Origin of the sequence: Mesorhizobium sp. M7A.F.Ca.MR.245.00.0.0 (genome assembly GCF_003997415.1) — a bacterium.
Taxonomy (GTDB): Bacteria; Pseudomonadota; Alphaproteobacteria; order Rhizobiales; family Rhizobiaceae; genus Mesorhizobium.
The window spans coordinates 87,657-113,902 of sequence record NZ_RZTE01000013.1 but is presented as its reverse complement, the minus strand read 5'-3'; the positions used below and the strand labels follow the sequence as shown (position 1 = coordinate 113,902).

Annotated in this window: 27 protein-coding genes and 1 riboswitch; of the genes, 15 read left to right on the top strand and 12 right to left on the bottom strand. The window is 62.8% G+C overall.

Translation table 11 applies throughout. The features are described 5' to 3' along the window. Positions 1-72: 72 nt before the first annotated feature. On the bottom strand, positions 73-1,095 hold the full coding sequence (locus tag EOB80_RS16060) for a substrate-binding domain-containing protein (RefSeq protein WP_127267792.1): 1,023 nt from the start codon (positions 1,093-1,095) through the stop codon (positions 73-75). 363 nt (positions 1,096-1,458) lie between these two features. Between EOB80_RS16060 and EOB80_RS16055 the strand changes: the two genes are divergently transcribed. The 5 genes from EOB80_RS16055 to ugpC all read left to right on the top strand — a co-directional run bounded on the left by EOB80_RS16055 (position 1,459) and on the right by ugpC (position 8,015). After that, the gene (locus tag EOB80_RS16055; protein WP_127328570.1) at positions 1,459-2,814 is read left to right on the top strand and encodes an ABC transporter substrate-binding protein; all 1,356 of its coding nucleotides are present in this window, start codon (positions 1,459-1,461) and stop codon (positions 2,812-2,814) included. A 225-nt stretch (positions 2,815-3,039) separates the two neighbouring features. Then, positions 3,040-4,053 carry a sugar ABC transporter permease gene (locus tag EOB80_RS16050; RefSeq protein WP_127328569.1) on the top strand — a complete coding sequence of 338 codons (1,014 nt, stop codon included), beginning with the start codon at positions 3,040-3,042 and terminating at the stop codon, positions 4,051-4,053. Position 4,054: 1 nt separating this feature from the next. Beyond that, positions 4,055-5,209, top strand: coding sequence for a carbohydrate ABC transporter permease (locus EOB80_RS16045; protein ID WP_127328568.1), 1,155 nt, complete (start codon positions 4,055-4,057; stop codon positions 5,207-5,209). Between the two features lie 4 nt (positions 5,210-5,213). Continuing rightward, positions 5,214-6,878 carry an alpha-glucosidase family protein gene (locus tag EOB80_RS16040; protein WP_127267788.1) on the top strand — a complete coding sequence of 555 codons (1,665 nt, stop codon included), beginning with the start codon at positions 5,214-5,216 and terminating at the stop codon, positions 6,876-6,878. A 24-nt stretch (positions 6,879-6,902) separates the two neighbouring features. Then, positions 6,903-8,015 carry a sn-glycerol-3-phosphate ABC transporter ATP-binding protein UgpC gene (gene ugpC / locus EOB80_RS16035; RefSeq protein ID WP_127328567.1) on the top strand — a complete coding sequence of 371 codons (1,113 nt, stop codon included), beginning with the start codon at positions 6,903-6,905 and terminating at the stop codon, positions 8,013-8,015. Positions 8,016-8,090: 75 nt separating this feature from the next. On the opposite strand, the gene EOB80_RS16030 is transcribed toward ugpC, so the two are convergent. After that, positions 8,091-8,327, bottom strand: coding sequence for a DUF680 domain-containing protein (locus EOB80_RS16030; protein WP_023813652.1), 237 nt, complete (start codon positions 8,325-8,327; stop codon positions 8,091-8,093). An 86-nt stretch (positions 8,328-8,413) separates the two neighbouring features. Continuing rightward, positions 8,414-8,611, bottom strand: coding sequence for a DUF680 domain-containing protein (locus EOB80_RS16025; RefSeq protein WP_027039902.1), 198 nt, complete (start codon positions 8,609-8,611; stop codon positions 8,414-8,416). A gap of 508 nt (positions 8,612-9,119) precedes the next feature. Then, positions 9,120-9,322, top strand: a riboswitch (cobalamin riboswitch). Positions 9,323-9,436: 114 nt separating this feature from the next. Between EOB80_RS16025 and EOB80_RS16020 the strand changes: the two genes are divergently transcribed. The 8 genes from EOB80_RS16020 (at position 9,437) to EOB80_RS15985 (ending at position 17,176) form a co-directional block, all read left to right on the top strand. After that, positions 9,437-10,684 (top strand): aromatic ring-hydroxylating dioxygenase subunit alpha, encoded by a 1,248-nt coding sequence (locus EOB80_RS16020; protein WP_127328566.1) that lies wholly within the window; start codon positions 9,437-9,439, stop codon positions 10,682-10,684. Between the two features lie 25 nt (positions 10,685-10,709). Beyond that, complete coding sequence (locus EOB80_RS16015; RefSeq protein ID WP_127328565.1) at positions 10,710-11,810, top strand: hybrid-cluster NAD(P)-dependent oxidoreductase; 1,101 nt, start codon at positions 10,710-10,712, stop codon at positions 11,808-11,810. A gap of 129 nt (positions 11,811-11,939) precedes the next feature. Continuing rightward, a complete protein-coding gene (locus EOB80_RS16010; protein ID WP_127267344.1) occupies positions 11,940-12,371 on the top strand; it encodes a PqqD family protein in 432 nt (143 codons plus the stop codon). Between the two features lie 49 nt (positions 12,372-12,420). Continuing rightward, positions 12,421-13,470 (top strand): serine kinase, encoded by a 1,050-nt coding sequence (locus EOB80_RS16005; RefSeq protein ID WP_127328564.1) that lies wholly within the window; start codon positions 12,421-12,423, stop codon positions 13,468-13,470. Further along, complete coding sequence (locus EOB80_RS16000) at positions 13,467-14,219, top strand: glycosyltransferase family A protein (protein ID WP_164762624.1); 753 nt, start codon at positions 13,467-13,469, stop codon at positions 14,217-14,219. Before EOB80_RS16005 ends, EOB80_RS16000 begins: the two co-directional genes overlap by 4 nt. Positions 14,220-14,274: 55 nt before the next feature. Then, entirely contained in the window at positions 14,275-15,027 is a 753-nt protein-coding gene (locus tag EOB80_RS15995; RefSeq protein ID WP_127328562.1) for a glycosyltransferase, read from the top strand. Beyond that, positions 15,027-15,704, top strand: coding sequence for a glycosyltransferase family A protein (locus EOB80_RS15990; protein ID WP_127328592.1), 678 nt, complete (start codon positions 15,027-15,029; stop codon positions 15,702-15,704). The genes EOB80_RS15995 and EOB80_RS15990 overlap by 1 nt, the downstream gene beginning before the upstream one ends. After that, positions 15,701-17,176 carry a nucleotidyltransferase family protein gene (locus EOB80_RS15985; protein WP_127328561.1) on the top strand — a complete coding sequence of 492 codons (1,476 nt, stop codon included), beginning with the start codon at positions 15,701-15,703 and terminating at the stop codon, positions 17,174-17,176. Before EOB80_RS15990 ends, EOB80_RS15985 begins: the two co-directional genes overlap by 4 nt. A gap of 19 nt (positions 17,177-17,195) precedes the next feature. On the opposite strand, the gene EOB80_RS15980 is transcribed toward EOB80_RS15985, so the two are convergent. From EOB80_RS15980 to EOB80_RS15945, 8 genes are all read right to left on the bottom strand, one after another. Continuing rightward, entirely contained in the window at positions 17,196-17,603 is a 408-nt protein-coding gene (locus tag EOB80_RS15980; RefSeq protein ID WP_127267349.1) for a type II toxin-antitoxin system VapC family toxin, read from the bottom strand. Continuing rightward, positions 17,600-17,833 (bottom strand): AbrB/MazE/SpoVT family DNA-binding domain-containing protein, encoded by a 234-nt coding sequence (locus tag EOB80_RS15975; RefSeq protein WP_127328560.1) that lies wholly within the window; start codon positions 17,831-17,833, stop codon positions 17,600-17,602. Before EOB80_RS15975 ends, EOB80_RS15980 begins: the two co-directional genes overlap by 4 nt. Positions 17,834-17,933: 100 nt before the next feature. Next, positions 17,934-18,680: an FAD-binding oxidoreductase gene (locus EOB80_RS15970; protein ID WP_127328559.1), complete on the bottom strand. Its 747-nt coding sequence runs from the start codon at positions 18,678-18,680 to the stop codon at positions 17,934-17,936. Next, positions 18,677-19,288, bottom strand: a complete 612-nt coding sequence (locus EOB80_RS15965; RefSeq protein ID WP_127328558.1) for a sulfite oxidase-like oxidoreductase — start codon at positions 19,286-19,288, stop codon at positions 18,677-18,679. Before EOB80_RS15965 ends, EOB80_RS15970 begins: the two co-directional genes overlap by 4 nt. Positions 19,289-19,438: 150 nt before the next feature. Then, complete coding sequence (locus tag EOB80_RS15960; RefSeq protein WP_127328557.1) at positions 19,439-20,959, bottom strand: DegQ family serine endoprotease; 1,521 nt, start codon at positions 20,957-20,959, stop codon at positions 19,439-19,441. A 248-nt stretch (positions 20,960-21,207) separates the two neighbouring features. Next, complete coding sequence (locus EOB80_RS15955) at positions 21,208-21,927, bottom strand: MBL fold metallo-hydrolase (protein ID WP_127328591.1); 720 nt, start codon at positions 21,925-21,927, stop codon at positions 21,208-21,210. Positions 21,928-21,980: 53 nt separating this feature from the next. Beyond that, complete coding sequence (locus EOB80_RS15950) at positions 21,981-23,147, bottom strand: diphosphate--fructose-6-phosphate 1-phosphotransferase (protein ID WP_127328556.1); 1,167 nt, start codon at positions 23,145-23,147, stop codon at positions 21,981-21,983. Positions 23,148-23,247: 100 nt separating this feature from the next. Beyond that, positions 23,248-24,015, bottom strand: a complete 768-nt coding sequence (locus tag EOB80_RS15945; RefSeq protein ID WP_127328555.1) for a L,D-transpeptidase — start codon at positions 24,013-24,015, stop codon at positions 23,248-23,250. Between the two features lie 238 nt (positions 24,016-24,253). Here EOB80_RS15945 and EOB80_RS35875 point away from each other — a divergent pair, with 238 nt between their 5' ends. Then, positions 24,254-24,376 (top strand): hypothetical protein, encoded by a 123-nt coding sequence (locus tag EOB80_RS35875; RefSeq protein ID WP_127270199.1) that lies wholly within the window; start codon positions 24,254-24,256, stop codon positions 24,374-24,376. 96 nt (positions 24,377-24,472) lie between these two features. After that, entirely contained in the window at positions 24,473-25,096 is a 624-nt protein-coding gene (locus EOB80_RS15935; RefSeq protein ID WP_127328554.1) for a LysE family translocator, read from the top strand. Between the two features lie 50 nt (positions 25,097-25,146). Here the strand turns inward: EOB80_RS15935 and EOB80_RS35295 are convergent. After that, a partial coding sequence (locus tag EOB80_RS35295; RefSeq protein WP_245466363.1) for an autotransporter outer membrane beta-barrel domain-containing protein occupies positions 25,147-26,246 on the bottom strand: 1,100 nt, incomplete at its 5' end.

The following is a 26,246-nucleotide window of genomic DNA, read 5'->3' as shown; positions in this document are numbered from 1 at the left end:
CCGATCCATGATTGGGTAAACCGGGTGTCGCGTCTCAACTCGGTTCCCGCAGAGCATGGGTTTGATCTCCAGCTACGCAGGCGCCCCCGCTACCGATCCCCTGACCACCAGGTCGACCGGCCAGACCTCGCCTCGCGCGCCCTCCTCCAGTCCTGAAATCCGCGCCGCCAGCCGCTCGGCGACACGGGCGCCGGCGAGACGAATCGATGAACGCGTCGTCGACAACGGCACCGAGAAATTCTCCGGCCTCAGCCAGGGGAAGACATCGTCATGGGCGATCAGCGAGACGTCGCTCGGAATGCTCAGGCCGAGGTCGCGTACGGCGCGCACGACGCCCAGCGCCATGATCAGGCTGGAGCAGGCGATCGCCGTCGGCGCGTCGTCCTCTTCCAGCAAACGCCTGGTGGCGCGATAGCCGTTCTCTTCGGTCATATCGACCGAGCAGACATGACGTTCGCTCAATGACAGTCCGCTCGCGGCGAGCGCCCGGCGCACGCCGCGTTCGCGATGGATGGCGAAGGTCTCGCGGTCGTCACCGTTGATCAACGCCAGCCGCCGATGACCGAGTTGGATCAGCAGCCTGGCCGCCTCGTGGAAGGCGCCCTCATTGTCGATGTCCGTAAAAGCATAGTCGAAGTCGAAGCCCTCACTGCGGCCATGGACGATGAAGGGAATGCCGAGCGTGTTGACCAGCGCCACGCGCCGGTCAGCGGGCCTTGGCGAGGAGATGTAGACGGCATCGACCTGCCTGTTGGCGACGATGCGCCGGTAGGTCGTCTCCTGGTCGTCGGCGTCGGCCGGCGACAGCACAAGGTCAAGCTCGTGCGAACGGGCATAGTCACCAAGGCCGGACAGGAACTCGACGAAATGCGGATCGATGTCGACCGACGCACCGGTCGGCAGGACATAGCCGATCATGCCGGTCTTGCCGGTCGCCAGCCGGCGCGCGCTCGGATTGGGACGATAGCCATGGCGCTTGGCGGCATCCATGACACGCCTGCGCGTCTCCTCGTTGACCTCGGGATAGCCGTTCAGCGCACGGCTTACCGTGGTTTGCGAAAGTGCCAGCATATGGGCGAGCTGCTTGAGGTTCACGAAAGGTCTCCATTCCCTCAAAGCGCTTTTAAATTGAATCGACCCAAGTGCCAGCGGGGCCGAGCCATACCAAGCCGAACCATAGACGCGGTTCGGGCGTGTTTGAAACAAAAACTGCTGCTGCATCGCCATAATAGTATGTTGCAGCGCACTTTCAGGGGCGCAAATGCGCAAACCTAAATCGATTAATCCGCCGGCCTCTTGACTTCCCAGCAGTTCAATGGCGTGATCGAAAAAGCCAAAGCGCTTTGGAGGACTCTTCGAAAGGTTGCGGTTCCTTTCCGACTGAGTCACAGTCCTGCGGCGTCGGCGGGCGGAATGGAGGTTCCGTCCGGTGTGTGAGACCCACTGGGAGGAATACCGATGAAGAAAATGCTTTTGCTGGGTGCTGCGTTCGCCACGTTCGCCCTGAACGCGCCCGCGCAGGCCGAACTGAAGTTCAAGCCCGGCGAAGACAAGCGCTTCAACTGGGCGAACTACGAAGAGCTCAAGAAAGTCGACCTCAAGGGTGAGACGCTGTCGATCTTCGGACCGTGGCGCGGCGAGGACGAAGGCCTGGTGCGCGGCGTTCTCGACTATTTCTCGGAAGCCACCGGCGTCGAGATCAAATACTCCTCCTCGGAGAATTACGAGCAGCAGATCGTCATCGACACGCAGGCCGGCAGCCCGCCGAACATCGCCGTGCTGCCGCAGCCGGGGCTCATCCAGGACCTGGCGTCGAAGGGCCTTTTGACGCCGCTCGGTGACGACACCGCCAAATGGGTCAAGGACAATTACGGTGCCGGCCAGTCATGGGTCGATCTCGGCACCTTCAAGGACAAGGACGGCAAGCCGGGCTTCTTCGCCTTCCCTTACAAGGCTGACGTGAAGTCGCTGGTCTGGTATTCGCCGGATAATTTCGAGGAAGCCGGCTACAAGGTGCCGAAAACGCAGGAAGAACTTGCCGATCTCGAAAAGAAGATCATCGCCGATGGCGGCAAGCCGTGGTGCATCGGCCTCGGCTCCGGCGGCGCCACCGGCTGGCCGGCGACCGACTGGGTCGAAGACCTGATGCTGCGCACCCAGCCTCCGGAAGTCTACGACAAATGGGTGAAGAACGAGATCCCGTTCAACGACCCCGCAGTGGTCAATGCCATCGACATTTTCGGCAAGATCGCGACCGACGACAAGATGGTCGACGGCGGCGCCAAGGCGGTTGCGGCGACCGATTTCCGCGACAGCCCGAAGGGCCTCTTTTCGGTGCCGCCGAAATGCTACCTGCACCACCAGGCATCGTTCATCCCGACCTTCTTCCCGGAAGGCACCAAGGTCGGCCAGGACGCGGACTTCTTCTACTTCCCGCCCTATGCCTCCAAGCCCGACCTGGGCACGCCGGTGCTCGGTGCCGGTACGCTGGCGATGATCACCAAGGACAGCAAGAGCGCGCGCGCATTCATCGAATTCCTGAAGATGCCGCTCGCCCACGAGATCTGGATGGCCGAAGGCGGCTTCGTGACGCCGCTCAAGTCGGTCAACAAAGATGCCTATGCCAGCGACGCGCTGAAGAAGCAGGGCGAAATCCTCGCCAATGCCTCGACTTTCCGCTTCGACGGTTCCGACCTGATGCCCGGCAAGATCGGCGCCGGCGCCTTCTGGACCGGCATGATCGACCTGGTCGGCGGCAAGTCGGCGCAGGACGTCGCCACCGACATCCAGAAGAGCTGGGACGCGATCAAGTAGCGGTCGGCACGTAAGCGACCACCATTCTCGTACTGGATCCGGGCCGTACTGGCCCGGATCAGACGGCGGCCCGTGCCGCAGCCTTTCGTCATGAGCGCATTGACATGAAGCGCGATCGGCAATGTGCGCAAGCCGCCGATGACGCGCTCCAAACAACTGAATCGGCGCCTGGTCCCGTCACCAAGGTCATTCCTTGTCGGGTCATGCGCAGGGGGAGAGGGACCCATGGCGGCTCAGATTTTCTCGGCCATAACAGTCATCATCGTCGGGGTCGGCGGTTGCGTCGCCTATTTCTGGGGCGCCAACAAACTGGTCGACCTGATATTCCCGTCACGCGGCGTCGCGGGCGCCGCGGCCATCGACAATCTGCGCCGGCAAGGGCTGGTCAGGCCATGGCTGTTCGTCGGCCCGGCGATGATCATCCTCACCATCTACCTGATCTATCCGGTGGTCGAGACGCTGCGGCTGTCGTTCCTCGATCGCAGCGGCATCAATTTCGTCGGCCTGGCGAACTATCAATGGGCGTTCGGCGATCGCGAGTTCCGCAACTCGATCCTCAACAACATCATCTGGCTGGCGGTGGTGCCGGCCGCCTGCACCTTCCTTGGGCTGATCATCGCCGTGCTCACCGACAAGATCTGGTGGGGCACGATCGCCAAGAGCCTGATCTTCCTGCCGTTGGCGATCTCCTTCGTCGGCGCCAGTGTGATCTGGAAATTCATCTACGAGTATCGGGGCGACGGCCAGACGCAGATCGGCATCCTCAACGCCATCATCCAGCATTTCGGCGGCCAGCCGCAGGTCTGGATATCGCTGCCGTTCTGGAACAATTTCTTCCTGATGATCATCCTGATCTGGATCCAGACCGGCTTTGCTATGGTCATCCTGTCTTCCGCCCTGCGCGGCATTCCCGAAGAAACGCTGGAAGCCGCCGTCATCGACGGCGCCAATCCGTTCCAGATCTTCTGGAAGATCATGGTGCCGCAGATCTGGGGCACCATCGCCGTGGTCTGGACCACGATCACCATCCTGGTGCTCAAAGTGTTCGACATCGTGCTGACCATGACCAACGGCCAGTGGAACAGCCAGGTGCTGGCCAACCTGATGTTCGACTGGATGTTCCGCGGCGGCGGCGATTTCGGCCGCGGCGCCACCATCGCCATCATCATCATGATTGCCGTCATTCCGATCATGGTCTGGAACATCCGCCAGGCGAACAAAGAGACGGGAGAACATTGAGATGGCCGTCGCGACCGGAAATTCCTTCGCCAGCCGTTTTGGCGTCCACATCGCCGTGCTCATCTTCGTCGCGATCTGGACCATACCGACGCTCGGCATCCTGGTCTCGTCGCTGCGCGACAAGAACCAGATCATCGCCTCGGGCTGGTGGAACTCGTTCGCCAGTTCCACCCAGACGGAAGCAGGCCGGCTCCCGCCCGCCTCGGCGCAAGTCGAGAAGGACGGCAAGTTCGTCCTCGAAGGCAATATCTTCGGCGACGGCGCCAAGCGCGACATCAGCGCCTTCGGGGTCAAATCGGCGGCACCGACGCAATATCCCGCCGGCACGACAGCCGATCTCGGCGACGGCGTGACCTTGCAGCTCAATGCCGACGGCAGCTTCATCATGCAGTCCCCGAAAGCGTTCGAAGGCGATCGCGGCCAGCGTGTCTATTATGCTTCGTCGGCTCCGCCAAAATTCACCACCGACAATTACAAAACCGTGCTGTTCTCCGAAGGCATCGGACGGTCATTCATGAATTCCCTGACCGTCACCATTCCGGCTACCGTCATCCCGATCCTGATCGCCGCCTTTGCCGCCTATGCGCTGGCCTGGATGCGGTTTCCCGGCCGGGCGCTGCTGATCGCGGTCATCATCGGCCTGCTGGTGGTGCCGTTGCAGATGTCGCTGATCCCGCTGTTGAAACTCTATAATGGCGTCGGCGCTTTCTTCGGCATGCCGTCGAAGACCTATCTCGGCATCTGGCTGGCGCATACCGGCTTCGGCCTGCCCTTCGCCATCTACCTGCTGCGCAGCTACATTGCCGGCCTGCCGCGCGAAATCATGGAATCGGCGCGCATCGACGGCGCCAGCGATTTCGAGATCTTCGTCAAGATCGTCTTGCCGCTGTCGTTCCCGGTGCTGGCTTCGTTTGCCATCTTCCAGTTCCTGTGGGTATGGAACGATCTGCTGGTGGCGATGGTTTTCCTCGGTACAGAGGCAGACCAGATCGTGCTGACCGCCAAGCTCAACGCGCTGTTGGGCTCGCGCGGCGGCGACTGGGAGATTTTGACGACATCGGCTTTCGTGACCATCATCGTACCGCTGATCGTGTTCTTCTCGCTGCAGCGCTATTTTGTCCGCGGGCTGCTTGCCGGCTCGGTGAAAGGAGGCTGAGACGATGCAATCCGCTTTGAAGGCCAGCTCGAAGCCTGACCTCGCCATCGATCGCGACTGGTGGCGGGGCGCGGTGATCTACCAGATCTATCCGCGCAGCTACCAGGACTCGAATGGCGACGGCATCGGCGATCTCAAGGGCATCATAGGCCGCCTCTCCTACATCGCCGCACTCGGCGCGGATGCCATCTGGATCTCGCCGTTCTTCAAGTCGCCGATGAAGGATTTCGGCTATGACGTGACGGATTACTGCGATGTCGATCCGATGTTCGGCACGCTGGCCGATTTCGACGCGCTGACCGCCGAGGCACACAGGCTGGGCTTGAAGGTGATGATCGACGAGGTGCTGTCGCACACTGCCGACAGTCATCCCTGGTTCAAGGAAAGCCGGTCGAGCCGCAGCAACCCGAAAGCCGATTGGTACGTCTGGGCAGACGCCAGGCCGGACGGCACACCGCCCAACAACTGGCTGTCGATCTTCGGCGGCTCGGCGTGGCAATGGGACACCAGCCGCCAGCAATATTACATGCACAATTTCCTGGCCGAACAGCCCGACCTCAACTTTCACAACCACGAAGTCCAGGACGCATTGCTCGACGTCACCCGCTTCTGGCTGGAACGCGGCGTCGATGGTTTCCGGCTCGATACCATCAATTTTTACTTCCACAGCCAGGGTCTGGAAAACAATCCGCCGCTGCCGCCGGAAGAGCGCAACGACCAGACCGCGCCGGCGGTCAACCCCTACAACTACCAGGACCATCTCTACGACAAGAGCCGGCCCGAGAACCTCGGCTTCCTCGAACGGTTCCGTGCCCTGCTCGATGAGTATCCGGCAACCGCAGCGGTCGGCGAGGTCGGCGATTCGCAGCGCGGGCTTGAAGTGGTTGCCGCCTACACCGCAGGCGGGAAGCGCGTGCACATGTGCTACTCCTTCGATTTCCTGGCGCCGGAAAAGATCAGCGCGGGCAAGGTCCGCTCGGTGCTGGAATCCTTCGGCAAAGTCGCCAGCGACGGCTGGTCGTGCTGGGCCTTCTCCAACCACGACGTGATGCGCCCGGCCTCGCGCTGGGCCGCCAATGAGGCCGACCCGACCGCCTACCTCAAGGTCATCTCGGCGCTGCTGATGTCGTTGCGCGGTTCGGTCTGCATCTACCAGGGCGAGGAGCTTGGGCTCGGTGAGGCAGAGCTGCGGTTCGAGGATCTGCAGGATCCCTATGGCATCCGCTTCTGGCCGGAATTCAAGGGCCGCGACGGCTGCCGCACGCCAATGGTGTGGGATGGCAGCGCCAAGAATGGCGGCTTCTCCCAGGCAAAGCCCTGGCTGCCGGTGCCGGCCAAGCATCTGGCGCAAGCGGTCAATGTCCAGCAGGGCGACGAGGCTTCGCTGCTCGAGCACTACCGGCGCTTTCTCACCTTCCGGCGTGCCCATCCGGCGCTCGCCAAGGGCGACATCACCTTCATCGAAAGTGAGGGCGACACCGTCGCCTTCACGCGCCGCGCAGGCAACGAGCAGATCGTCTGCGTCTTCAATCTGGGAGCCGGGCCGGCCAAGGTTGACCTTGGCGGCCGATCGCTGCAACCTCTGCCCGGGCACGGATTTTCGGGGCAGGCGAACAGCGGTTCCATCGAGCTTGGCGGCTACGGCGCCTGGTTCGGGCGTCTCGACTGAATTTCCAATCACTGGAGGAAACCAATGGCCGATGTCACGCTAAGACAAGTGAAGAAGTCCTACGGCAATCTGAACATTCTCCACGGCATCGACCTCGATATTAAGTCGGGCGAGTTCATCGTCTTCGTCGGCCCGTCGGGCTGCGGCAAGTCGACATTGCTGAGGTCGATCGCCGGGCTCGAGGAAATCACCTCCGGCGAGCTCAGAATAGCCGGCGAAGTGGTGAACGACGTGCCGCCGTCGAAGCGGGGCATCGCCATGGTGTTCCAGTCCTACGCGCTCTACCCGCACATGACCGTCTACGACAACATGGCGTTCTCGATGAAGATCGGCAAAGAGAACAAGGCCGAGATCGACCGCCGCGTGCGTCAGGCCGCCGAGATCCTGCAACTGACCAAATATCTCGACCGCCTGCCCAAGGCGATGTCGGGCGGCCAGCGCCAGCGCGTCGCCATCGGCCGGGCCATCGTGCGCAATCCGAAGGTGTTCCTGTTCGACGAGCCGCTTTCGAACCTCGATGCCGCGCTGCGAGTCGCCACCCGCATCGAAATCGCCAAGCTCAAGGAATCGATGCCCAACACGACCATGATCTACGTCACCCACGACCAGGTCGAGGCGATGACGCTCGCCGACCGCATCGTGGTGCTCAAGGACGGCCATATCGAGCAGGTCGGCACGCCGATGGACCTCTACAAGAAGCCCGGCAATCTATTCGTTGCGCAATTCATCGGCTCGCCGGCCATGAATATCCTGCCCGCAACCATCGACAAATCAGGCAATCCGACCGTCGTCAGCCATGTCGGCGGGCGCAAGGCGACCGTGCCGATCGCGACGCCGGCTTCGGCGAAGGGCGCTGCGGTGAGTTTTGGCGTGCGGCCGGAGGACCTGATCATCGCCAGCGGCGCGGACTATCTGTTCGAGGGGACGGTCGACTATGTCGAGCAGCTCGGCGAGGTGCAGCTGGTCTATGTCGACATCGGTCGCGCCGACCTGCCGCTGGTGACCAAGCTGCCCGGCAATGTCGAGGTCAAGCGCGGTTCGACATTGCGGCTGAGCGCCAATGGCGAGGACCTGCATATCTTCGACACCGATGGGCGGTCGTTTGCCCTTCATGAGGCTGAAGCGAAGGCGGCCTGACGCAGGACCGTCTTGGACGCAAAAAGAGCAGCGGGCCAGGCCCGCCGCTCTTTTGTTGAAGATCAGCTTCGGCTGTTAACGGCCAAAGAGATTCCGGTCGCTGCCCTGAGGGGCGGACTTCTCTACGTCGCCCGACGAATTGAGCAGCTTCTCGACGAGGCCACCGCTGTTGCGGACCGAGCTCGTATGCGCGCTGTCAACCGAGGTAACCGCAGGCTGATTGGCGCCGTTGGAGCCAAAGTTGTCGCTGCCGGCGAAGGCACTGCCGGTGATGGCCAGAACGGCGGCGGCAGCAATGAGGATCTTGTTCATCTTGAATACTCCTGAATGTCTGAATTTCGAATGTCTGAATTTCGCCAGGGCAGCGGGCGAGCCCGCCGTCGACTGGGAATCGGCTGTTAGTTGTTGCCGAAGAGGTTGTGGTCAGCACCCTGGGCAGGCGCCTGAGCAGCCGGTTCCGACTTCTTGGTCGAAGCGGTGTACGAGCTGTCGACAGCAGTGGCTGCCGCGGCGTTCGAACCGTAGTGGTCGCTACCAGCGAAGGCGCTGCCGGAAATGGCCAGAAGGGCTGCGGCAGTGAGAATGATCTTTTTCATTTTTGTACTCCAGTATCGTCTTTTTCCGTCCGTCTAGCGGCGTGTCTTGGAAATGAAATCGCGTCGTTCGGACAACCCCGATGTGGGAGGGCAACCCCGCCTTTTCCAATCACGAAGTTGTTCCGTGTGGACCATGAATCCACACCTTGAAATTGTGCCAGGGGAATCTAGAGAGGCATTTTTCCTCTTTATATCAGCATGTTAAGTCTAACCATCCGATGGATCACTGACTGTTTCAAAGGCCCGGCGTTCACACCGTCCTGCACGCACCGTCAACAGAAACGAACCGTTCGGTTCGATTTTAGGTCAAGCTAATAGTCACTTTTCGAAACCGTTAACCTTTTTGACCCCCGCCAAGGGTCGGATTCGGGAAGATCGCAGCCGGCAAATGGCCGCCCGGGAGGCGGGATTTCGGCCCCAGACGATCTGCGGTGACGTTTCGCATGCCGTGTCGCGCCGCATGGATACGATGTCGTTTTCATGCCGACGGCGCGCCAGCGATCGTGGTTAGATCATACCCATCTCAGGTGCCGCTTCGTGACGACGAGGCGGAGAATTGGGAAGCCGGTCAGAATCCGGCGCTGCCCCCGCAACGGTGGTGGAGTTCAAGTCGCAACGGGAGACCACTGGGCAACTGCCTGGGAAGGTGTCGCGATGGTCCGCAAGGACAACTCCAGAGCCCGGAAACCAGCCCGAGATTTTTAGACTCGACTGATCGCGGTGGGCGGTCAAGAGGTGGATAGCGCATGTCCGGCACCTAGCCGGCCTGCGTTTCAATCCTTCCTCCATCACCACCAGTTCAGTCCTTAGAAACGAGGACAGGACATGGATACCCGCAACGACATGCTGAGGCTCCTGAAGGGGCGCCGGCAAGGCTTTTCGCTGGAGCAGCCCTTCTACACCGATCCAGACTACTTCAAGCTCGACATGGAGCTGATCTGGTATCGCGACTGGCTGTTCATCGGCCATGATTGCGAACTGCCGAAGCCGGGCAGCTACATCACCGTGCAGATCGGCGACTATCCGGTCGTCCTTGTCCGCGACCAGCAAGGCAAGATCAACGCCTTCCACAATTCCTGCCGCCATCGCGGCAGCCGCGTGTGCAACACGGAGAAGGGTACGGCGGCAAAGCTCGTCTGCCCCTATCATCAGTGGACCTATGAGTTGGACGGCCGCCTGCTGTTTGCCCGCCAGATGGCCGACGGTTTCGACAAGAGTGATTTCGGCCTGAAGCCGGTCGCCTGCGAGAGCGTCGGCGGCTACATCTTCATCTGCCTGGCCAAAGAACCGGCGGATTTCACGCCGATGCGGGCGATGATCGAACCCTATCTTTTGCCGCACCGGTTGCGTGAGGCAAAGATCGCCTTTGAGAGCACGATCGTCGAGAAGGGCAACTGGAAGCTGGTCTGGGAAAACAACCGCGAGTGCTACCACTGCGTCGCCAATCACCCTGAGCTGTGCAAGACCTTCCCCGAGGCGCCGACCGTGACCGGCGTCAACGGCGCCGACAGCGACCCCGAGATGGTCGCGCACTGGGCCAAATGCGAGGCCGCTGGCTTGCCGAGCAAATTCCGCATCGATCCGGCAGGGCAGTACCGCGCCACCCGCGCGCCGCTGCTGCGCGATGCCGTCAGCTACACCATGACGGGAAAACGGGCGGTCCAGAAGAACCTGTCCGACAGCGTTTCAACCGACCGCATCGGTTCCTTGCTGCTCTACCACTATCCGACCACCTGGAACCATATCCTCGGCGACCACGCCGTCACCTTCCGCGTGCTGCCGATCAGTGCCACGGAAACCGCGGTGACGACGAAATGGCTCGTCCACAAGGATGCGGTCGAAGGCATCGACTACGACCTCGCTGAGCTCACCCATGTCTGGACCGAGACCAACGACCAGGACCGCCGCATCGTCGAGGAAAACGCCTTCGGCATCCTGTCGCCGGCCTACGAACCAGGCCCCTATTCGGAGCTGCATGAGGGCGGCGTGATCCAGTTCGTCGAGTGGTACGCGTCGTTCATCGGGCCGCGCCTTGCCGAAGGCGGCCGGCCGGCCCTGCGCAGCGTCGCCTAGCTCAGGGGACAAGAGGATGAATGCGATGACGGACCTTGGCCTCTATCGCCATCTCGACCAGATGACGCCCTGGAACGACCGGCTGCAGGTGCTGGAAGTGATCGGCGTCAGCGACGAAGCGCCGGACGTGAAGACCTTCACCTTCCGCTCCGACAACCAGACCTGGTTCCGCTACAAGCCGGGCCAGTTCGTGACGCTGGAACTGCCGACATCGGAGGGGCCGCTGATGCGCACCTACACGCTGTCGTCCTCGCCGTCGCGGCCATTCTCGATCGCGGTGACGGTCAAGGCGCAGGCGGGCAGCACCGGCACGCGCTGGATGTTCGACTATCTGACGCCGGGCTCGCACGTCAAGGCCTATGGGCCGACCGGTGATTTTTCGCTGCATAGCCACCCGGCGGCCAAATATCTGTTCATTTCGGCGGGCTCCGGCGTGACGCCGATGATGTCGATGCTGCGCTGGTTGAACGACTGTGCGCCATGGACAGATGTCGGCTTCGTCAACTGTGCGCGCCGCCCGGAAGAGATCATTTTCCGCAAGGAACTCGAGCTGCTCGGCAGCCGCATGCCCGGCCTGTCGCTCGGCTTCATGATCGAGGAGCGGTCGAGCCGCGAGGGCTGGTTCGGCCATATGGGCCGCATCGACGCGATCCGGCTGCCATTGCTGGCGCCCGATTTCCGCGAGCGCGAGATTTTCTGCTGCGGCCCCGATCCCTTCATGCGCGCCGTGCGCGGCATGCTGGACGCCGCCGGCTTCGACATGGCGAAATACCATCAGGAAAGCTTTGCTGCGCCTGCCGTGGAGGAGATCCCGGCGCCGTTCTCGCCGCCGGCGGAAGACGGCGCTGCTGCTGCCGTCGAGGCCGTGACACCGATCCGGTTTTCGCTTTCCGATGTCGACGCCGAATGCGTCGCCGGCCAGACCGTGCTGCAGACGGCACGCGCCTCTGGGGTGCGGATTCCCGCCGCCTGCGAGTTCGGCCTGTGCGGCACCTGCAAGGTGAGGAAGGTCGCGGGCGATGTCGAGATGAGTCACAATGGCGGCATCCTCGATCACGAAATCGAGGACGGCTTTATCCTCGCCTGTTGCTCGAAGCCGCTTTCTGCGCTTGAAATCGAAGCGTGACCGGCTGCGCTCGCCCCGAGCCTGCGCCATCTTGCCAAAAACCCTGCAAATGGTTAGACGCCTGCAACGGTGGGGTTGACCGTAAGGCCCGAAGATCATCTCCGCGGCCTGCTCGGCGGGGGAGCAAACATGCGACAATCCGGCATCTATGCCATTGCCAGCAAGGATATCGTCTTTGAATCCTTCGACGGCGAAGCCGTCGTTCTTGACCTGACCACAGGCAAATATTTCGGCTTCTCTGATTCAGGCAGCAGACTTTGGGATGCACTGTCGTCCGGCGTGCCTGCCTCCGAACTGGTCGGCGCCGCGACCGGCATTGGCGCCCTCGATGCCGCCGCGATTGACGGCTTTGTTTCACAATTGCTCGAATTCGGTTTGCTGGCGGCCGTAACCGATGGCGTGGCAAGACCGGCTCCAAGCGAATTGCTGGCTCAGCTCGCCGCTGCCAGAGAGCCCCTCAAGGTCGACATCCATGACGATCTCGCCGATCTCATTGTCGTCGACCCCATCCACGAGGTCGAGGAGCCCCTCGGCTGGCCCGCGGTGAAGCAGGCCAACTGAAGCGCCCATCAGGTTCTCGTTGCCGGACAGCTCCGGAACAGGCAAACCCATGCCGAACGTCACTCTCGAAAACTTGGTTGACTACGCACGTCATGTCCTGGCGCAAGCAGAGAGCAGCGCCGAGCATTATCCACTGACCCGCAAGGCGAGCTTGCCGCATCTGGATTTGACCGCGAATGTCAGCGCCGGCGCATTGGCGGATGCCGTCGCTCATGGCTTTGTCCCTGCTCCGGGCAACCGAACGCCTGCCGATATCTGCCGCGTCTTCGTCGCACATCCCGGCATAGACGGCATCGCGGCACCGGTCAGTTGGGGCCAGGGGCCCTTCACGCAGCATGGCTTCGCCACCCGGCTGGCGGAGGCCGGATTGCGCGGCAACCATTTTCACGACCTGGATTTCTGGCAGTTCTATGATCCGCAACGTCGCGTTGGCGTGCAATTGATGGCTTCGGCCGATGCCTTTCCACCGTGGGAGCCGGGAGCGCCGCTGCGGGCTTTCCTGCATTGGGAATATGCGGCACGCGGCATGCGGCTGGCCCATGCGGGGACGCTCGGGACTAAGGGCAGGGGCGTGCTGCTGGCCGGCGCGGGCGGGGCCGGGAAATCCGGAACCGTCGCCGCCGGCCTCCTCAACGGACTGGACAGCGTCGGCGACGACTATGTGCTGGTCGACCTCTCCAACGGCGTGACTGCCCGCCCACTGTTTTCAACACTCAAACAGGATCCCCAGGGGTTCGTTCGGCTTGGGCTGAAGCATCGGCTGAAAGCGCATGGTCCGCTCAACTGGCAAGGCAAGCATGCTTTTCACATTGATGACATCGCGCCTCGGCCGGTGCCCGAAAGTCTGGACATCATCGCGCTGCTGGTGCCACATATCGGCGGAGGCGAGGCAAGTTCGATCGTGCCGGTGTCGCGTAGGGATGCCATGATCGCCTTGGCGCCGTCGGGCATAGCGCAGATGCCGGGCGAGCGGGAGAGCGGCTTTCGCTTCTTCAGCGATCTGACCCGCCTGCTGCCGTGCTATCGTCTGTCGCTGGGGACGCAGCCACAGGAGATAGCCGGTACGATTGCGGACTTTCTCACGCGGGGCGCTTCGTGAAACTGAGCGTGATAATGCCCGTCTACAACCGTGAGCGCTATGTCGTTTCGGCATTGCGCTCGCTGGTGCGGCAGCGGGACGCCGCCGATCTCGACATCATCGTCATCGACGACGGCTCGACCGACGGCTCTGCTGGGGCCGTGCGCTCGATGATGCGCGAAAACGCCTGCATCCGACTGTTCCAGCAATCCAACATGGGCGTAGCCAGGGCGCGCAACGCCGGGCTGCGGCAACTGCCGCCGGATGCGGAGTTCGTTTCGTTTCTGGATTCTGACGACATCTCGCTGGCCGGACGGTTCAAGAAGGACCTCGCGCGCTTCAGAGCAGACCCCGGACTCGAGCTAACCTACTCGCTGATGACGCTGGTTGATCGGATTGACGATGAGCGGCTGAAACCGGCAGTCGCCAGCCGCACGATGACGCTTCGGGGAATTTCGCTGAGCGCCGCCGTGTTCAGCAGAGGGCTTGTCGACCGGACGGGCGAGTTCGATGAGGATTTCGAGCAGGCTGAGGATACCGACTATCTGCTGCGCGTTTTCGAGGCGGGACCGAACTACGAATTGTTGGACGCGGTCGCGATCTACTACCGACGCCATGCCGGAAATGTCACCAAGGAACATAGCGGCAGGGTCCGCAACCACTTGCGTGCAATCCACAAGTCGATGCGGCGGCGCAAGGCCGATCCGTCACGGCGAGAGGTCCAGGGAATCTTCGAATTGAAGAGTCCCACCGATTGGCGGATGCTATGATGCTCGACACAATCAAGTCGGATGAGCCAAGCCCGGAACGCTGCCGGAGACGCCCATGAAGCTGAGCGTCATCATGCCGGTCTACAATCGCGAACAATTCGTTGGCCTCGCGCTGCGCTCGCTGCTCAGGCAGCGCGAAGACATCGATCTCGACATCATCGTCATCGACGATGGGTCAACCGATGGTTCGGCAGCCGTCGTACGGTCGTTGATCGCCGAGGCCCCGTGCATTCGTCTTTTCCAGCAGATCAATGGCGGGGTCACCAAAGCGCGCAATGCCGGGCTGAAGCAGTTGCTGCCGCAGACTCGTCTGGTGTCGTTTCTCGATTCGGACGACATCTCCCCGACAGGGCGCTTCAAGGCGGATCTCGCTTGTTTCGGAGAGAATCCTGGCCTCGACCTGACCTATTCGCGCATGACGCTGGTCGACAAGATAGATGGCGAGACGCTGGAACCGGCCGCCGACAGCCACTCCATCACCGTGCGAGGGATCCACCTGTCCGCCGGGATCTTTGCGCGAAACCTCATCGAGCGCACCGGAGATTTCGACGAGGATTTCAAACAGGCCGAGGACACCGACTACCTGTTGCGTATCTTTGAGAGCCAGACAAAATACGTTATGCCCGATACGGTGGCTCTCTACTACAGGCGTCATCCCGGCAACATGACCAAGGAAGCCGATGTGCCCTTTCGCGAGTTCATGCGCGCCATTCACAAGTCGATGAAGCGTCGTAAGGCCGACCCCAACTTGCGCCGGGTGGAGGGAATCTTCGACTTCAAGGATCTCGCGCAGTGGCGGTTCCTTTGATGGCAGCCTACGGCGTCGTCATTCCGGCTTTCAACGCGGCCGCCACCATCGGCGCGGCCCTGAACTCCGTCCTGGCCCAGACGGCAAGGGCGGAGGCCGTCGTCGTGGTCGATGACGGTTCGACCGACGATACGGTTGCGGTGATCGATGCGATGAACTTGCCGGTGACGGTGCTGCGACAGGACAATGCCGGACCTGGCAGCGCAACGACCCGTGGCATTGCGGCACTCTCGACGCCGCTCATCGCGACGCTCGATGCCGACGATTTGTGGTTGGCGGACAAGATCGAAAAGCAGCTGGTCCATCTCGACCGTCATCCCGGGACAACGGGCGTCTTTACGCATTGGCGGACGTTTCGCGGCGACAGCCCCGATTTGCCCGATGCGACCAGTGGAGCTGGCTGGTCGCGCACGACGATGATGATCCGCCAAGAGGTGGTGCAGAGCGTCGGTCCCATCATCGACCCACCAGGCGGTCGCGGCGAGATGATCGACTGGATCGCCCGGGTTCGTGAGGCAGGCTTTGCCCTTGCCATGCTCGACGACGTGCTTGCATTGCGCCGCATCCGTCCGGGCAGCCTTTCCTACGGCCGCGATCCGGCACGCGACCGGGGCTACCTCCAGGTCGCAAGGCTCGCCATGCAGCGGCGAGCCCAGAACAAGGCAGGTTCCAGTTGAACGCCACGCTCGTTCGCCGCATCGGCCGCCGCTTCCCGGACTATGGCTGGTCGTGGCCCACCGGCCAGCTGGACCTGTTGCTGAAGGCGGCGCTGCTCTCCGATGAGGACGCAGCCGTTGCCTGTGCCGCGCGCTGGCTGGACGAGAACGACATCGATCTCGTCTCGTTTCGAGAACATCGCCTGCTCGCCGCCATCTCCGACAGGTTCGGCAGGAAGCTGGCCGGGCATGCCGCCCATCCGCGCCTCGTCGGCCTGCAGAAGATGCTGTGGACGAAGTCGCGCATGGCGATGCGCGAGGCCGAGCCGGCGCTGAAGGCGATGGCCGACGGCGGCGCCGACATCATGCTGATAAAGGGCGCCAGCCGCATTGCCTTGAACGCGTCGGCGCAGCGTGGCCGGGTGGCGCATGATATCGACATATTGGTGCGCCCGCGCGACATGGCTGCCGTCTTCGACATCTTGCGCGATCGCGACTGGCAGATCGCTTCGGGCGTCAGCGCGCAATATCTGCGAACCCGGTTGGCGTCGCTGCGGTCGATGAACTTCTTCAAGGGCCGTTTCGGTGACATCGACCTGCACCAGCTCGGCTATGACGGGTCGCAGACGAGCGCGGAAGACGACCTGGCGATCTGGCAACGGGCGGTCCCGGCACAATTCAGCGGCGTCGCGGTCTTCGTGCCGTCGCCGGCCGATCGCATGGCCCTGGCCATCGCCCATGGCGGCCTCGACGCCCATACCCACAGCGACTGGCTTGTCGACTGCGCGGTCGCCATCCATGGCGAAGACGTCGATTGGGACACGTTCCTCGACATCGTCGGCAGACGCGGCCTGGCGGTTCCAGCGGCGGTGGCGTTATCCTATCTAACGTTCGAGATCGGCATTCCGGTGCCGGAACCGACAATGGCCAGAATCTTGGAGATGGCCGACGGGGTTGGCCTGTCGCGTTGGTCGTCGGTCCTGCAAGCCAAGCCGCGCACGGATTTCGGCGGCCTGGTCTGGCTATCGCGCGGGCTTGCCAAGCAGTTGCGCCTGAAGCGGAAGAAGGGCCGGTTGCAGCAGGAGCCGCCCGCCAAACCTTGGCGCGGCAGACCGGCCGCGCGCAAGCCGCAAGCGGCATCGGCGCCTCTGGTGTTTTCGCAGGCCATCGCCTGTCCGCAAACGACCGGCGACATGATGCTCGAAATCACCGTCAGGATCGGCGTTCCGCCGGTCCGGCGCCGCATCGAGATGGAGATCAATGACGGTGGCGAGCATATTGCCCGCCTGCGCGCCATGGCCATCAGCCGGTCCGGCAGGGAACGCGTGCTGCATTTTCGCGGCAAGGTGACTCTCGGCGGCGCGCGAGTTGCCTTGACGCTCGAGGCGCGACCATCGCGACAGTTTCGCGAGTGGAACGACGCGGCCACGGTGGCCGCCTATGGCGCCTTGCCTTTCCAGTTGCTGTCGGCGGATTTCTTTCCGGTCGGCTGAAGGAAGGCCCACCCGGCAGCTATAAGGCGTCGGGAGTGATCAGCCTCAAGGATGGGAAATAGGTCTGGTAGCGGCCGACATCACGGGTCAGAAGCGGAAGCTTGGTGACGGCGGCATGTGCGCCGATGAAGAAGTCAGGCAAGACGCCGGTCCTCGATCCTCCTGATCGGCGGTATTGCGTGAATACCTTTCCAGCAAGGAAAAGGGCGGCTCTTGGCATCGGAGCCATTTCGAGACCGGCCGCATCCAGAAATGCCTCAAGATCCTCGATTCTGATGTAGCGAACGGCAAGTTCTGCATAGACCGCATCATTGATCAACAATGGCCCATCGAGGCTTGCCGCCTCGAGTTGCGCGATCGACCAGCCCGCCCAATTGGGATCGTCCGTAACAAGGTCGAGCAGAACGTTGGTGTCGACGAACGTCACGCTCCGCCACGCGTCAGCGCCATGATAGCCTCGGTCGTGAGCCCCTCGCCGGCATGGCCGCGCAGATTGGCGAAGCGGCTCGCAGGCGGCTTTCTGTCAATCCGAGCCAACACCACGCTGCCATCGGCGGCGCGCCGGAAATCGACCCTGCTGCCCGGGACGATCCCCAGGAGGTCGCGGACGGGTTTGGGAATGGTCACTTGTCCCTTTGCCGTGACGGTGGTGGCCATCTTCACTCCTTGGTAATACCATATTCCGACAAGGTATTACCTCATCGGTCGATTTTCAAGGCTTGAAGCATCGTGTCTCGACCGAACCGCCAGAGTCCGTTCAAACTCCGTAGCGTTCGGTGCGAATGATTTCCGCTGCAACGCCGGCATCGATCAGCGCTTGGGCGGCCGCGGAAACGAAGGCGTTGGAGCCGCAGACGAAGGCGATGCCAGGCGGCTCCGGCAGCCGCGTCATGGCTTGAACCATCATCGCGACGTCTACCCGCCGCGCATAGTCGGCTGGACGGCGTGCGGCTTCGCGCGTCAGTGTCAGCATCAGGTCGAAGCCGTCCTGGCGTTCGTCGAGGGCGATCAACTCGTGACGAAAGATCACTTCGTCCCAGACCCGGACCGAAAAGACCAGGACGACGGGCACCGCTGAATTACGCGCGGCGCGGTGGCGGAGCATCGACATCAAGGGCACGACGCCCGAACCGCCGCCGACCAGAACAAGCGGTCCACTCTCATCCTCCGGCCAGACGAAATGCCCGCCAAGCGGCCCGCGCAGTTCGATTTCATCGCCCACTGCCGCGACCTCGTGGAAGAAGGGCGAGACCTCGCCATCGTCGAGTCTTTCGATCGCCAGTTCGATTGCGCCGCTCGTTTCGGGCGCGGAGGCGATGGAATAGGAGCGGCGCGCCTGATAGCCGTCCGGCGCCGTCAGCCTGACGTCGACATGCTGCCCGGCGCGATAGGCGAAGGGCCGAGACGGCTGGAAAAAGAAGCTGGTGACACGCGGCGTGCGCTTTTCGATGCGGACGATGCCGGCTGTTTGCCAGGGCGACTGCACTGCCGCCGCATCGCTCATGGATCGTCCGTGTAGCGCTGCTCGCGCCATGGGTCGCCATAGATATGGTAGCCGCGCAATTCCCAGAAACCGGGCTCGTCTCGCGTGGTGAATTGCAGGCCGTTCAACCATTTGGCCGACTTCCAGAAATAAAGATGCGGCACCAGCAGCCTTGCCGGGCCGCCATGGTCCGGTGTGATCGGCTTGCCTTCGTAGAGCAGCGCCACCATGGCCTTGCCGGCGGTGAGGTCCTTGACCGGCACGTTGGTGGTGTAGCCGTCGAACGCGTGCGCCAGCGTGAAGCCGGTCGGCGGCTCCACACCCGCATCGGCAAGGATATCGTCGACCAGCACGCCCTGCCACGGCGTGTCGAACTTGGTCCATGCTGTCACGCAATGGATATCGCGTGTCATCTTGGTCATCGGCAGCGCGTTGAACTCGGTCCAGTTCCATTTCTTGATCGGGCGTGGCCCATGTTTCAGCGTGAAAGACCAATCCTCGGTACGCACGCGCGGCGTCGGACCGGCCGACAGCACCGGGAAACCCTGTTCCAGATATTGGCCTGGCGGGATGCGGGCATCGCCATCGTCTGGCGGGCGCCGTCCTGAAGAGAAACCTCGGGTGACCATAGCGGCAATCCCCATGCAATCAGGCCACTATCGGCCTGACGCAATGTTCTCGAAGATGTCGTGACGGGCAACCTAAATCTTGCCGGGCGGAGACCGGCGGGACCGTCACCGATGGACCTGCCGGTCCCATGTTCACGTCAACGCCAGTTCTCAGCCACTGGCAAAAGGCACCGCGATGTACATTTGAGCGTCGCCACGCTCGACCAGCAAGAGCACCGATTTCCTGCCGGACTTGCCGGCCAAGGCGATCGCCTGCGTTACCTGCCTGGCATTCTTGACCGGCACCTGATTGACGGCAACGATGATGTCGCCGGCCTGAATTCCGGAAGCGGCGGCCGCTTTGTCGGGGTTGACGCTGGCAACCACCGCACCGTGCTGCTTGCCGGCTAGGTTCATCTGCTGGCGAATGTCGGGCGTTATATCCATCAAACCGAGTCCTATCGCGGGAGCGCGCCCGGCGCTCGGCGCGTCGGACCCGTCGTCCAGCGACGCGGTCTTCGCATCGGCGCTGTTTTGGCCGACATCGACGGAAATCCGCATCGGCTTGCCCTTGCGCCAGACATCGACCGTTTCCCTGGCGCCCGGCGCGACATCGGCGACCGCCCGCGACAGGTCCTTGGGATCCTTCACGTCCTGCCCGGCAAAGCTGGTGATGACGTCACCCGTCTCGATGCCGGCCCTTGCCGCCGGCGAACCGTCGTTGACCTCTGAAACCAGCGCGCCGCCGGAATGGTCGAGCCCGATGGCGCTCGCGACATCCGGTGTCACCTCCTGGATCTGAACGCCGAGATAGCCGTACTGGATGGAGCCGCCCTTCATCAACTTGGCGACCACCTTCTGGGCCTGATCCGATGGAATGGCAAAGCCGACGCCGACGCTGCCGCCATTGGGTGAATAGATTGCCGTGTTGATGCCGACGACATTGCCGGCGACATCCACCAGCGGGCCGCCGGAATTGCCGTGGTTGATCGGCGCGTCGATCTGGATGAAATCGTCGAACGGGCCGCTATGCAGGTCACGGCCGCGCGCCGAGACGATACCTGCCGTGACGGTGGTGCCGATGCCGAACGGGTTGCCGAAGGCCAGCACCTGGTCGCCTGGCATGAGCTTGTCGGAATCACCCCATTTGACGGTCGGCAGGGGTTTGTCCGACTTAATCTTGAGTACGGCGAGATCGTTCTTGGCATCGCGGCCGACAAGCTTGGCCGGAAGTTCGGTGCCGTCGTCGAGCGTCACCTTGATCGAAGAGGCACCATCGATGACGTGATTGTTGGTGACGACGGTGCCATCCGCGCCGACGATGAAGCCGGAACCCAGCGCCTCGGCGCGCTGCGGTTGCTGTTGTGGCGGCGTCTTGGGCGTCGGCATGCCCTGGTCACCGAAGAACTGGCGGAAATAGTCATCGAAGGGCGAGCCGCCGTCGAAAGGAGATGCATCGCTCATCGTTTCAGGCTGTGCCTTCATGACGGTGGTGACCGTCACCACCGCCGGCTTGTCGGCGGCAACGATGGGTGCGAACGAGCCATTGGGCGCGGTGATGCCGGCGACAGGCGTCTGGGTTGTCGGAATGGTGTTGCCCTCGCCTTGGGCGAAAGACATGACGAAGGGGGATATGATCAGCGCAGCGCCCAGCAAGGCCGCGACGCGATGCCTACGAAGGATATCTGACATGGTCGTTTGTCCGGGCGAGAGTTGATCCAGCGCCGTGGCCTCTCCCGTGCGGGGAAATCGGTCATCGGCGTGTCGAGGTCGCAATTGCCCGTCTCGCCTACATGGCAGCCAACCGGATCGACGGCCTTGCATCTAGGGCGCGGATTGGCCCGATTTAGGGTTTTAGGGCGACCTTACGAAGATTTAATATCCGCACGGCGGCAGGGCCGCAAAGTCGTCGGGCGGCACCTTGCTGTCTCGCTGGAGCCTCAGCCACCGGCGCTTCGCTCGAGATAGGCCGTGGCAATCTCGCGCATGCGCTTGCCGTCGAAGCTCGGTCCGTGTCCACCATGACCGATGCGGATCGGCAGGTCGAGCAAGCGCCGCATCGTGCTGACATAGGCGGCTCGGTCGGAATCCGGCAGGTCGTCGATCAGCATGGCGTCGTAGATGGCATCGCCGCTGAAGAACAGGCCGTCGACCTCGTCGAACAGCGCGATCGAATCCGGTGAATGGCCCGGCAAATGCAGCACGCGAAATTGCCGGTCGCCAAGATCGACGACATCGCCCTCGTCCAGGGTTCGCGTCAACGGCGCGGGCGGGATCCTGTAGTCGGCCGACTTCCATCCGGGCGCCGGCAGTTTCGAGACGGCACCGTCGAGGTCATGGAACATGTAGGCGTAGGTCGCGGCCTCATCCATGGTCTCGAACCGGGCCGCGCTCATCCTTGGCCCGGCCCGCAACGGGAATTCATGCAGCGAGCCGACATGGTCGAGATGGATGTGGGTGGCAACGACCAGCAGCGGCTTGCCCTCCGCCGTCTCGATCTGCGGCGCCAGCGGACAGATGCCCATGCCGGTGTCGACCAGCAAATCGGCATCGCGACCGCGCAGATGCCAGATATTGGCCCGAACATAGGCATGGACGAAGGGCTCGGTCAGCATCGTCGTCTTGTCGTCGACGACGCTCCTGCTGAACCAGTCGGGCATCACCTGTGAGCCGGGCATCAAGTGTGAGCCCGGCATGAGAAGCGAGCCGGGCATCAGACGAAGGGCTTCCCGACCTTGTACTTTTCCGGCACCAGCCGCTTGAGATAGGCCATGCCGGCATCCGACAGCTGATTGACATCGGGCTTCATGAAATTGTCCGGCATGTGGCGTGTCTTGCCGGCGACGTTCTTGAGCGGCACTTTCTTCAGCACCGTTCTGGTGCCGTCATATTGCAACGCCACCGAGCCGCCGCCCTGTTCGGCGACGGTGACGGCGAAAGCGCCGGCATCGAACGCCTCCTGCGCGTCGACCGCGCTGATGGCGCCGATATAGCCGCGCGGCATGTAGCCGAGCGCATCGACGCGGGCCCGCTTGCCCGGCAGGCCTTCCGCCAACGCGCGCTCGAGTGCGGCCGGCAGGTCGCTGCCCGACAGCTTGACGTTGCCGTGCGCGTCGCGCTCGAGCTTGTCCGGCGGCACCAGGCTTTCGACCAACGCCTTGCCGTCGGCGGTGCTGACCCCTTCCGAAACGGCGACGATGCAGCGCTTGTGGCGATCGAGCGTGGCACGCACGTCGTCGATGAAGCCGGCGGCTGAGAATGGGCGCTCGGGCACGTAGACGAGGTGCGGGCCGCTGTCGGGGTCGAGCTGCCAGGCGGCCGCGGCCGCGGTCAGGAAGCCCGCATGCCGGCCCATGACGATGCCGACATAGATGCCGGGCAGCGCACGAAAATCGAGATCGACGGACAGGAAGGCGCCGGCGACGAACTCGGCCGCCGAAATGAAGCCCGGCGTGTGGTCGTTTTCCTCGAGATCATTGTCGATGGTTTTTGGCGCATGGACGAAGGCAATTGAGCCGCCGGCGGCATCGGTCAGGAGCTGCTGGGTACCCGACGTGTCGTTGCCGCCGATATAGATGAAGGCGTCGGCGCCGGCCTTCTTCAGGCCGTTGAGGATGACATCGCAATAGGCGGCGTCGGGCTTGTCGCGGGTCGAGCCGAGGGCGGCGCTCGGCGTGCCGGCAATCAGCCGCAGCCGGTCCTCGGGGATGGCGGAAAGGTCGACATAATTGCCGTCACGGATGCCGCGCACACCATGGATCGAGCCCAGCACCTTGGCACCTGGATGCCGCTTGCGGATCTCCAGTGTCGCCCCGACAACCGTCTGGTTGATGACGGCGGTTGGGCCGCCGCCCTGCGCGATGACAAACGTTCCAGCCATGCTTGATTTCTCCCGGCGCGATGGTTTTCAAGGCACCTTGGCCTGTCTTGCCGCATCGCGCAACGGGAGTTTCGAGCGGCGCCAACACGCCGCATAAGCGTCAGACGACGACGACCGGATTTTTTTTGGAGACGCGGCTGTAGAGGTCGATGATGTCCTGGTTGATTAGGCGCACGCAGCCCGACGACATCGCCTGGCCGATGCTCCACCATTCGGGCGAGCCGTGGATGCGATAGCCGGTGTCCTTGCCGTCCTGGTAGATGTAGAGGGCACGCGCGCCGAGCGGATTGGTGAGGCCGCCGGGCTGTCCGGCTTGCCATTTCACCAGTTCAGGCTTGCGGGCAATCATCTCCGGCGGCGGCGTCCAGGTCGGCCATTCCCTGCCGTACTGGATGTTGGCGCGACCCGACCAGCGGAAGCCATCCTTGCCGATGCCGACGCCGTAGCGAATGGCGTCGCCACCCGGCTGGACGAGATAGAGCATGCGCTCCTTGAGATGGACGACGATGGTGCCGGGCGCCTCGCCTGTCGTGTCGACGACGATCTGGCGGCGGAATTCCGGCTTGACCTTCAGATATGGCACTTCCGGCACGTTGAAGCCGCCGTCGGTCAGCCCGGCATACATGACGCCGGGGCTGGTGATGTTCTTGTCGACGCTGATGCTTGGCCGGATCGGCCGCACGGAACCCGTGGTGACGTCGTCGAGCTCGAGCGCCGGCAGACCCAAGCCCGAGGTCGAGCAACCGGCGGCGCTCAGCAGCGCGAGCGCCCCTGCCCCGGACAGGATGGCGCGGCGGGAAAGATGATGATCGGTTTCGATTGCGTCGCCATTTCGCGGCGGCGTCAGACGTTGCGGCAACTCACGCATATACCCAGACCCTACGCTGTCGGCGGGAAGCACGGTCCGGCCGGATAGCGGGCATTTTCATCATTCATGGTTGATAAAGCGTGAAGACGTTGCACAGCCTGCATTTGCGCATGGCCTTGACGATGTCCGACCTTCTTGCCTGGGCTTGAACGAAGGCTGCTGCACAAAAAGACCTCGGTCGGGTCATATTCCCGGCGCCGGCGTTTCCTACTCCTCAAACCATCAGCGAGGGGCCTCCATGTGCAAGATCTTAAAAACCGACATCAAGCTTTTTGCCGCTGCCATTGTCGCGGCGGCAACCGTTCTCGGTGCCAATGTCAGCCTGGCCGATATCGTGAGCACGCTGAGCGGCGCGAACTGACACCGATCTGCCGCTGGCGCAGTCAGGGAAATAGCCTCTTTACATTCTCCTGGGCCTAAGGATTTATCCTCTTCTTTAAGCTCAAGGGAGACGAGCATGTCCTTCGAAAACTGGGCCGCCTTCGCCGCCGCGTCGACGATCCTCCTCATCATTCCGGGTCCGACCATCCTTCTCGTCGTGTCCTACGCGTTGGGCCAGGGCTGGCGCACCGCTCTGCCTATGGCAATCGGCGTGGCGCTGGGCGACTTCACCGCGATGACCTTGTCGATGCTGGGCATCGGCGCGCTGCTGGCAGCTTCGGCGACCGTCTTCACCATCCTGAAGCTGATCGGCGCCGGCTATCTGATCTATCTCGGCGTGAAACTGTTTCGCGCCGGCGGCGCGCTGAAAGCCGAACCGCGCACCGACGCGGTCTCCTCGGCCAAGATGATGGCGCACGCCTGGCTGGTCACCGCGCTCAACCCGAAAAGCATCACCTTCTTCGTCGCCTTTCTGCCGCAGTTCCTCGACCGGCACGCCGATTTCTGGACGCAGATGCTGATCTTCGAGACGACCTTCCTGGCGCTCGCCTTCGCCAATGCCTTTGGCTATGCGCTGATCGCCTCACGCGCACGCAACGTGGTGCGCAATCCCAAGGCGATCCGGATCTTCAACCGCACCGGCGGCACGCTGCTGGTCGGCGCCGGCATCGCCACGGTGGCGATGCGTTCCGGCAATTAGCTGTCTTTTTGCTCATGACCCCGAAATTGTTTTCGGGGTCATGATCAACCTTACCATTTGACGCTGAACCCCAGATTGCCTTCGAGGATCCGACGCTCGTCGCCGCCGAGATTGGTGGTGTAGTCGCCGGTGGCGAAGATGCTGACCTTGTCCGTCACTTTGGCGATCACACCGCCACCGAACTCGAACGAGGTCGATCTGCCCTCGGTGGAGATATCGGTGGTGTCGAAATTGACATGGCTCGTGCCGCCGAAATCGTGCCAGATGTTGGCCTTGAGGTACGGCTGCAGCGCCATGCCATTGATCGTTGTTTCGCCTTGCAGCCGTGCGCCGAGCCGGCCGGTCACGTTGCCGTCCGTATCGAAGGAAACCGAAGCAAAGCGGTCCGACGCATCGTCGAGTGACAGTTGCTGCCAGACCAGTTGCGCCTGCGGTTCAAGCGTCCAGCCTTGCCCCAGCGCGACGGGATAGCCGCCTTCCAGCGAAGCGGTGACGCCGGTCCCGCCGACGTCGATGCCGATGCCGCGCGACGATGTTGCGTCTCCGCCGAAGAAGGTGGCCATGAGGACGCCGTCCAGGTACCAGCCACCCTGACCGATCCGGGTCCAGTAGCCACCGACGCTGGTGCCGTTGATATCCATGCTGCCGACGGACAGATTGTCCCAGCCCAGCGCCTGGCCGCGCACGTCGCCATTCATGCTGGCATAGGCGACGAACAGGCCGGCGCGAACGGTCTGGCCCGACGCGGTTTCGCGGCCGAACAGATCGAAGCCCGCCTGGAGGCCGAACAGGGTGCCGTCGAAGGACGGCGATACCGTTCCTGAATACGCCATCTTGCTGTCCTGGCCGAAGATGCGGCCCCAGACCGGCGACAGCTCGGTGTTCGACAACAGGCTCTGCTCGCCGCGCCGTTCGTGGAAGGTGCCGAGCGTCGTCATCGCCAGATGTTCGGCGACCGGGGGCAAGGCGGAATAGACCGGAACCTCGATGCGATAGAGCAGGATCTCCTCGCCCGCCGCCGGTGTCGGCAGGTCAGGCACATCCGTTGGCACCACCGGTGGCGGAGGGGGCGGATCCGCAACTGGTGCCGGCGGTGGTGCCGGCGGCGGCTCGGGCTCCGGATCGGCGGCCTGCACCGGCGGTGTCGGAT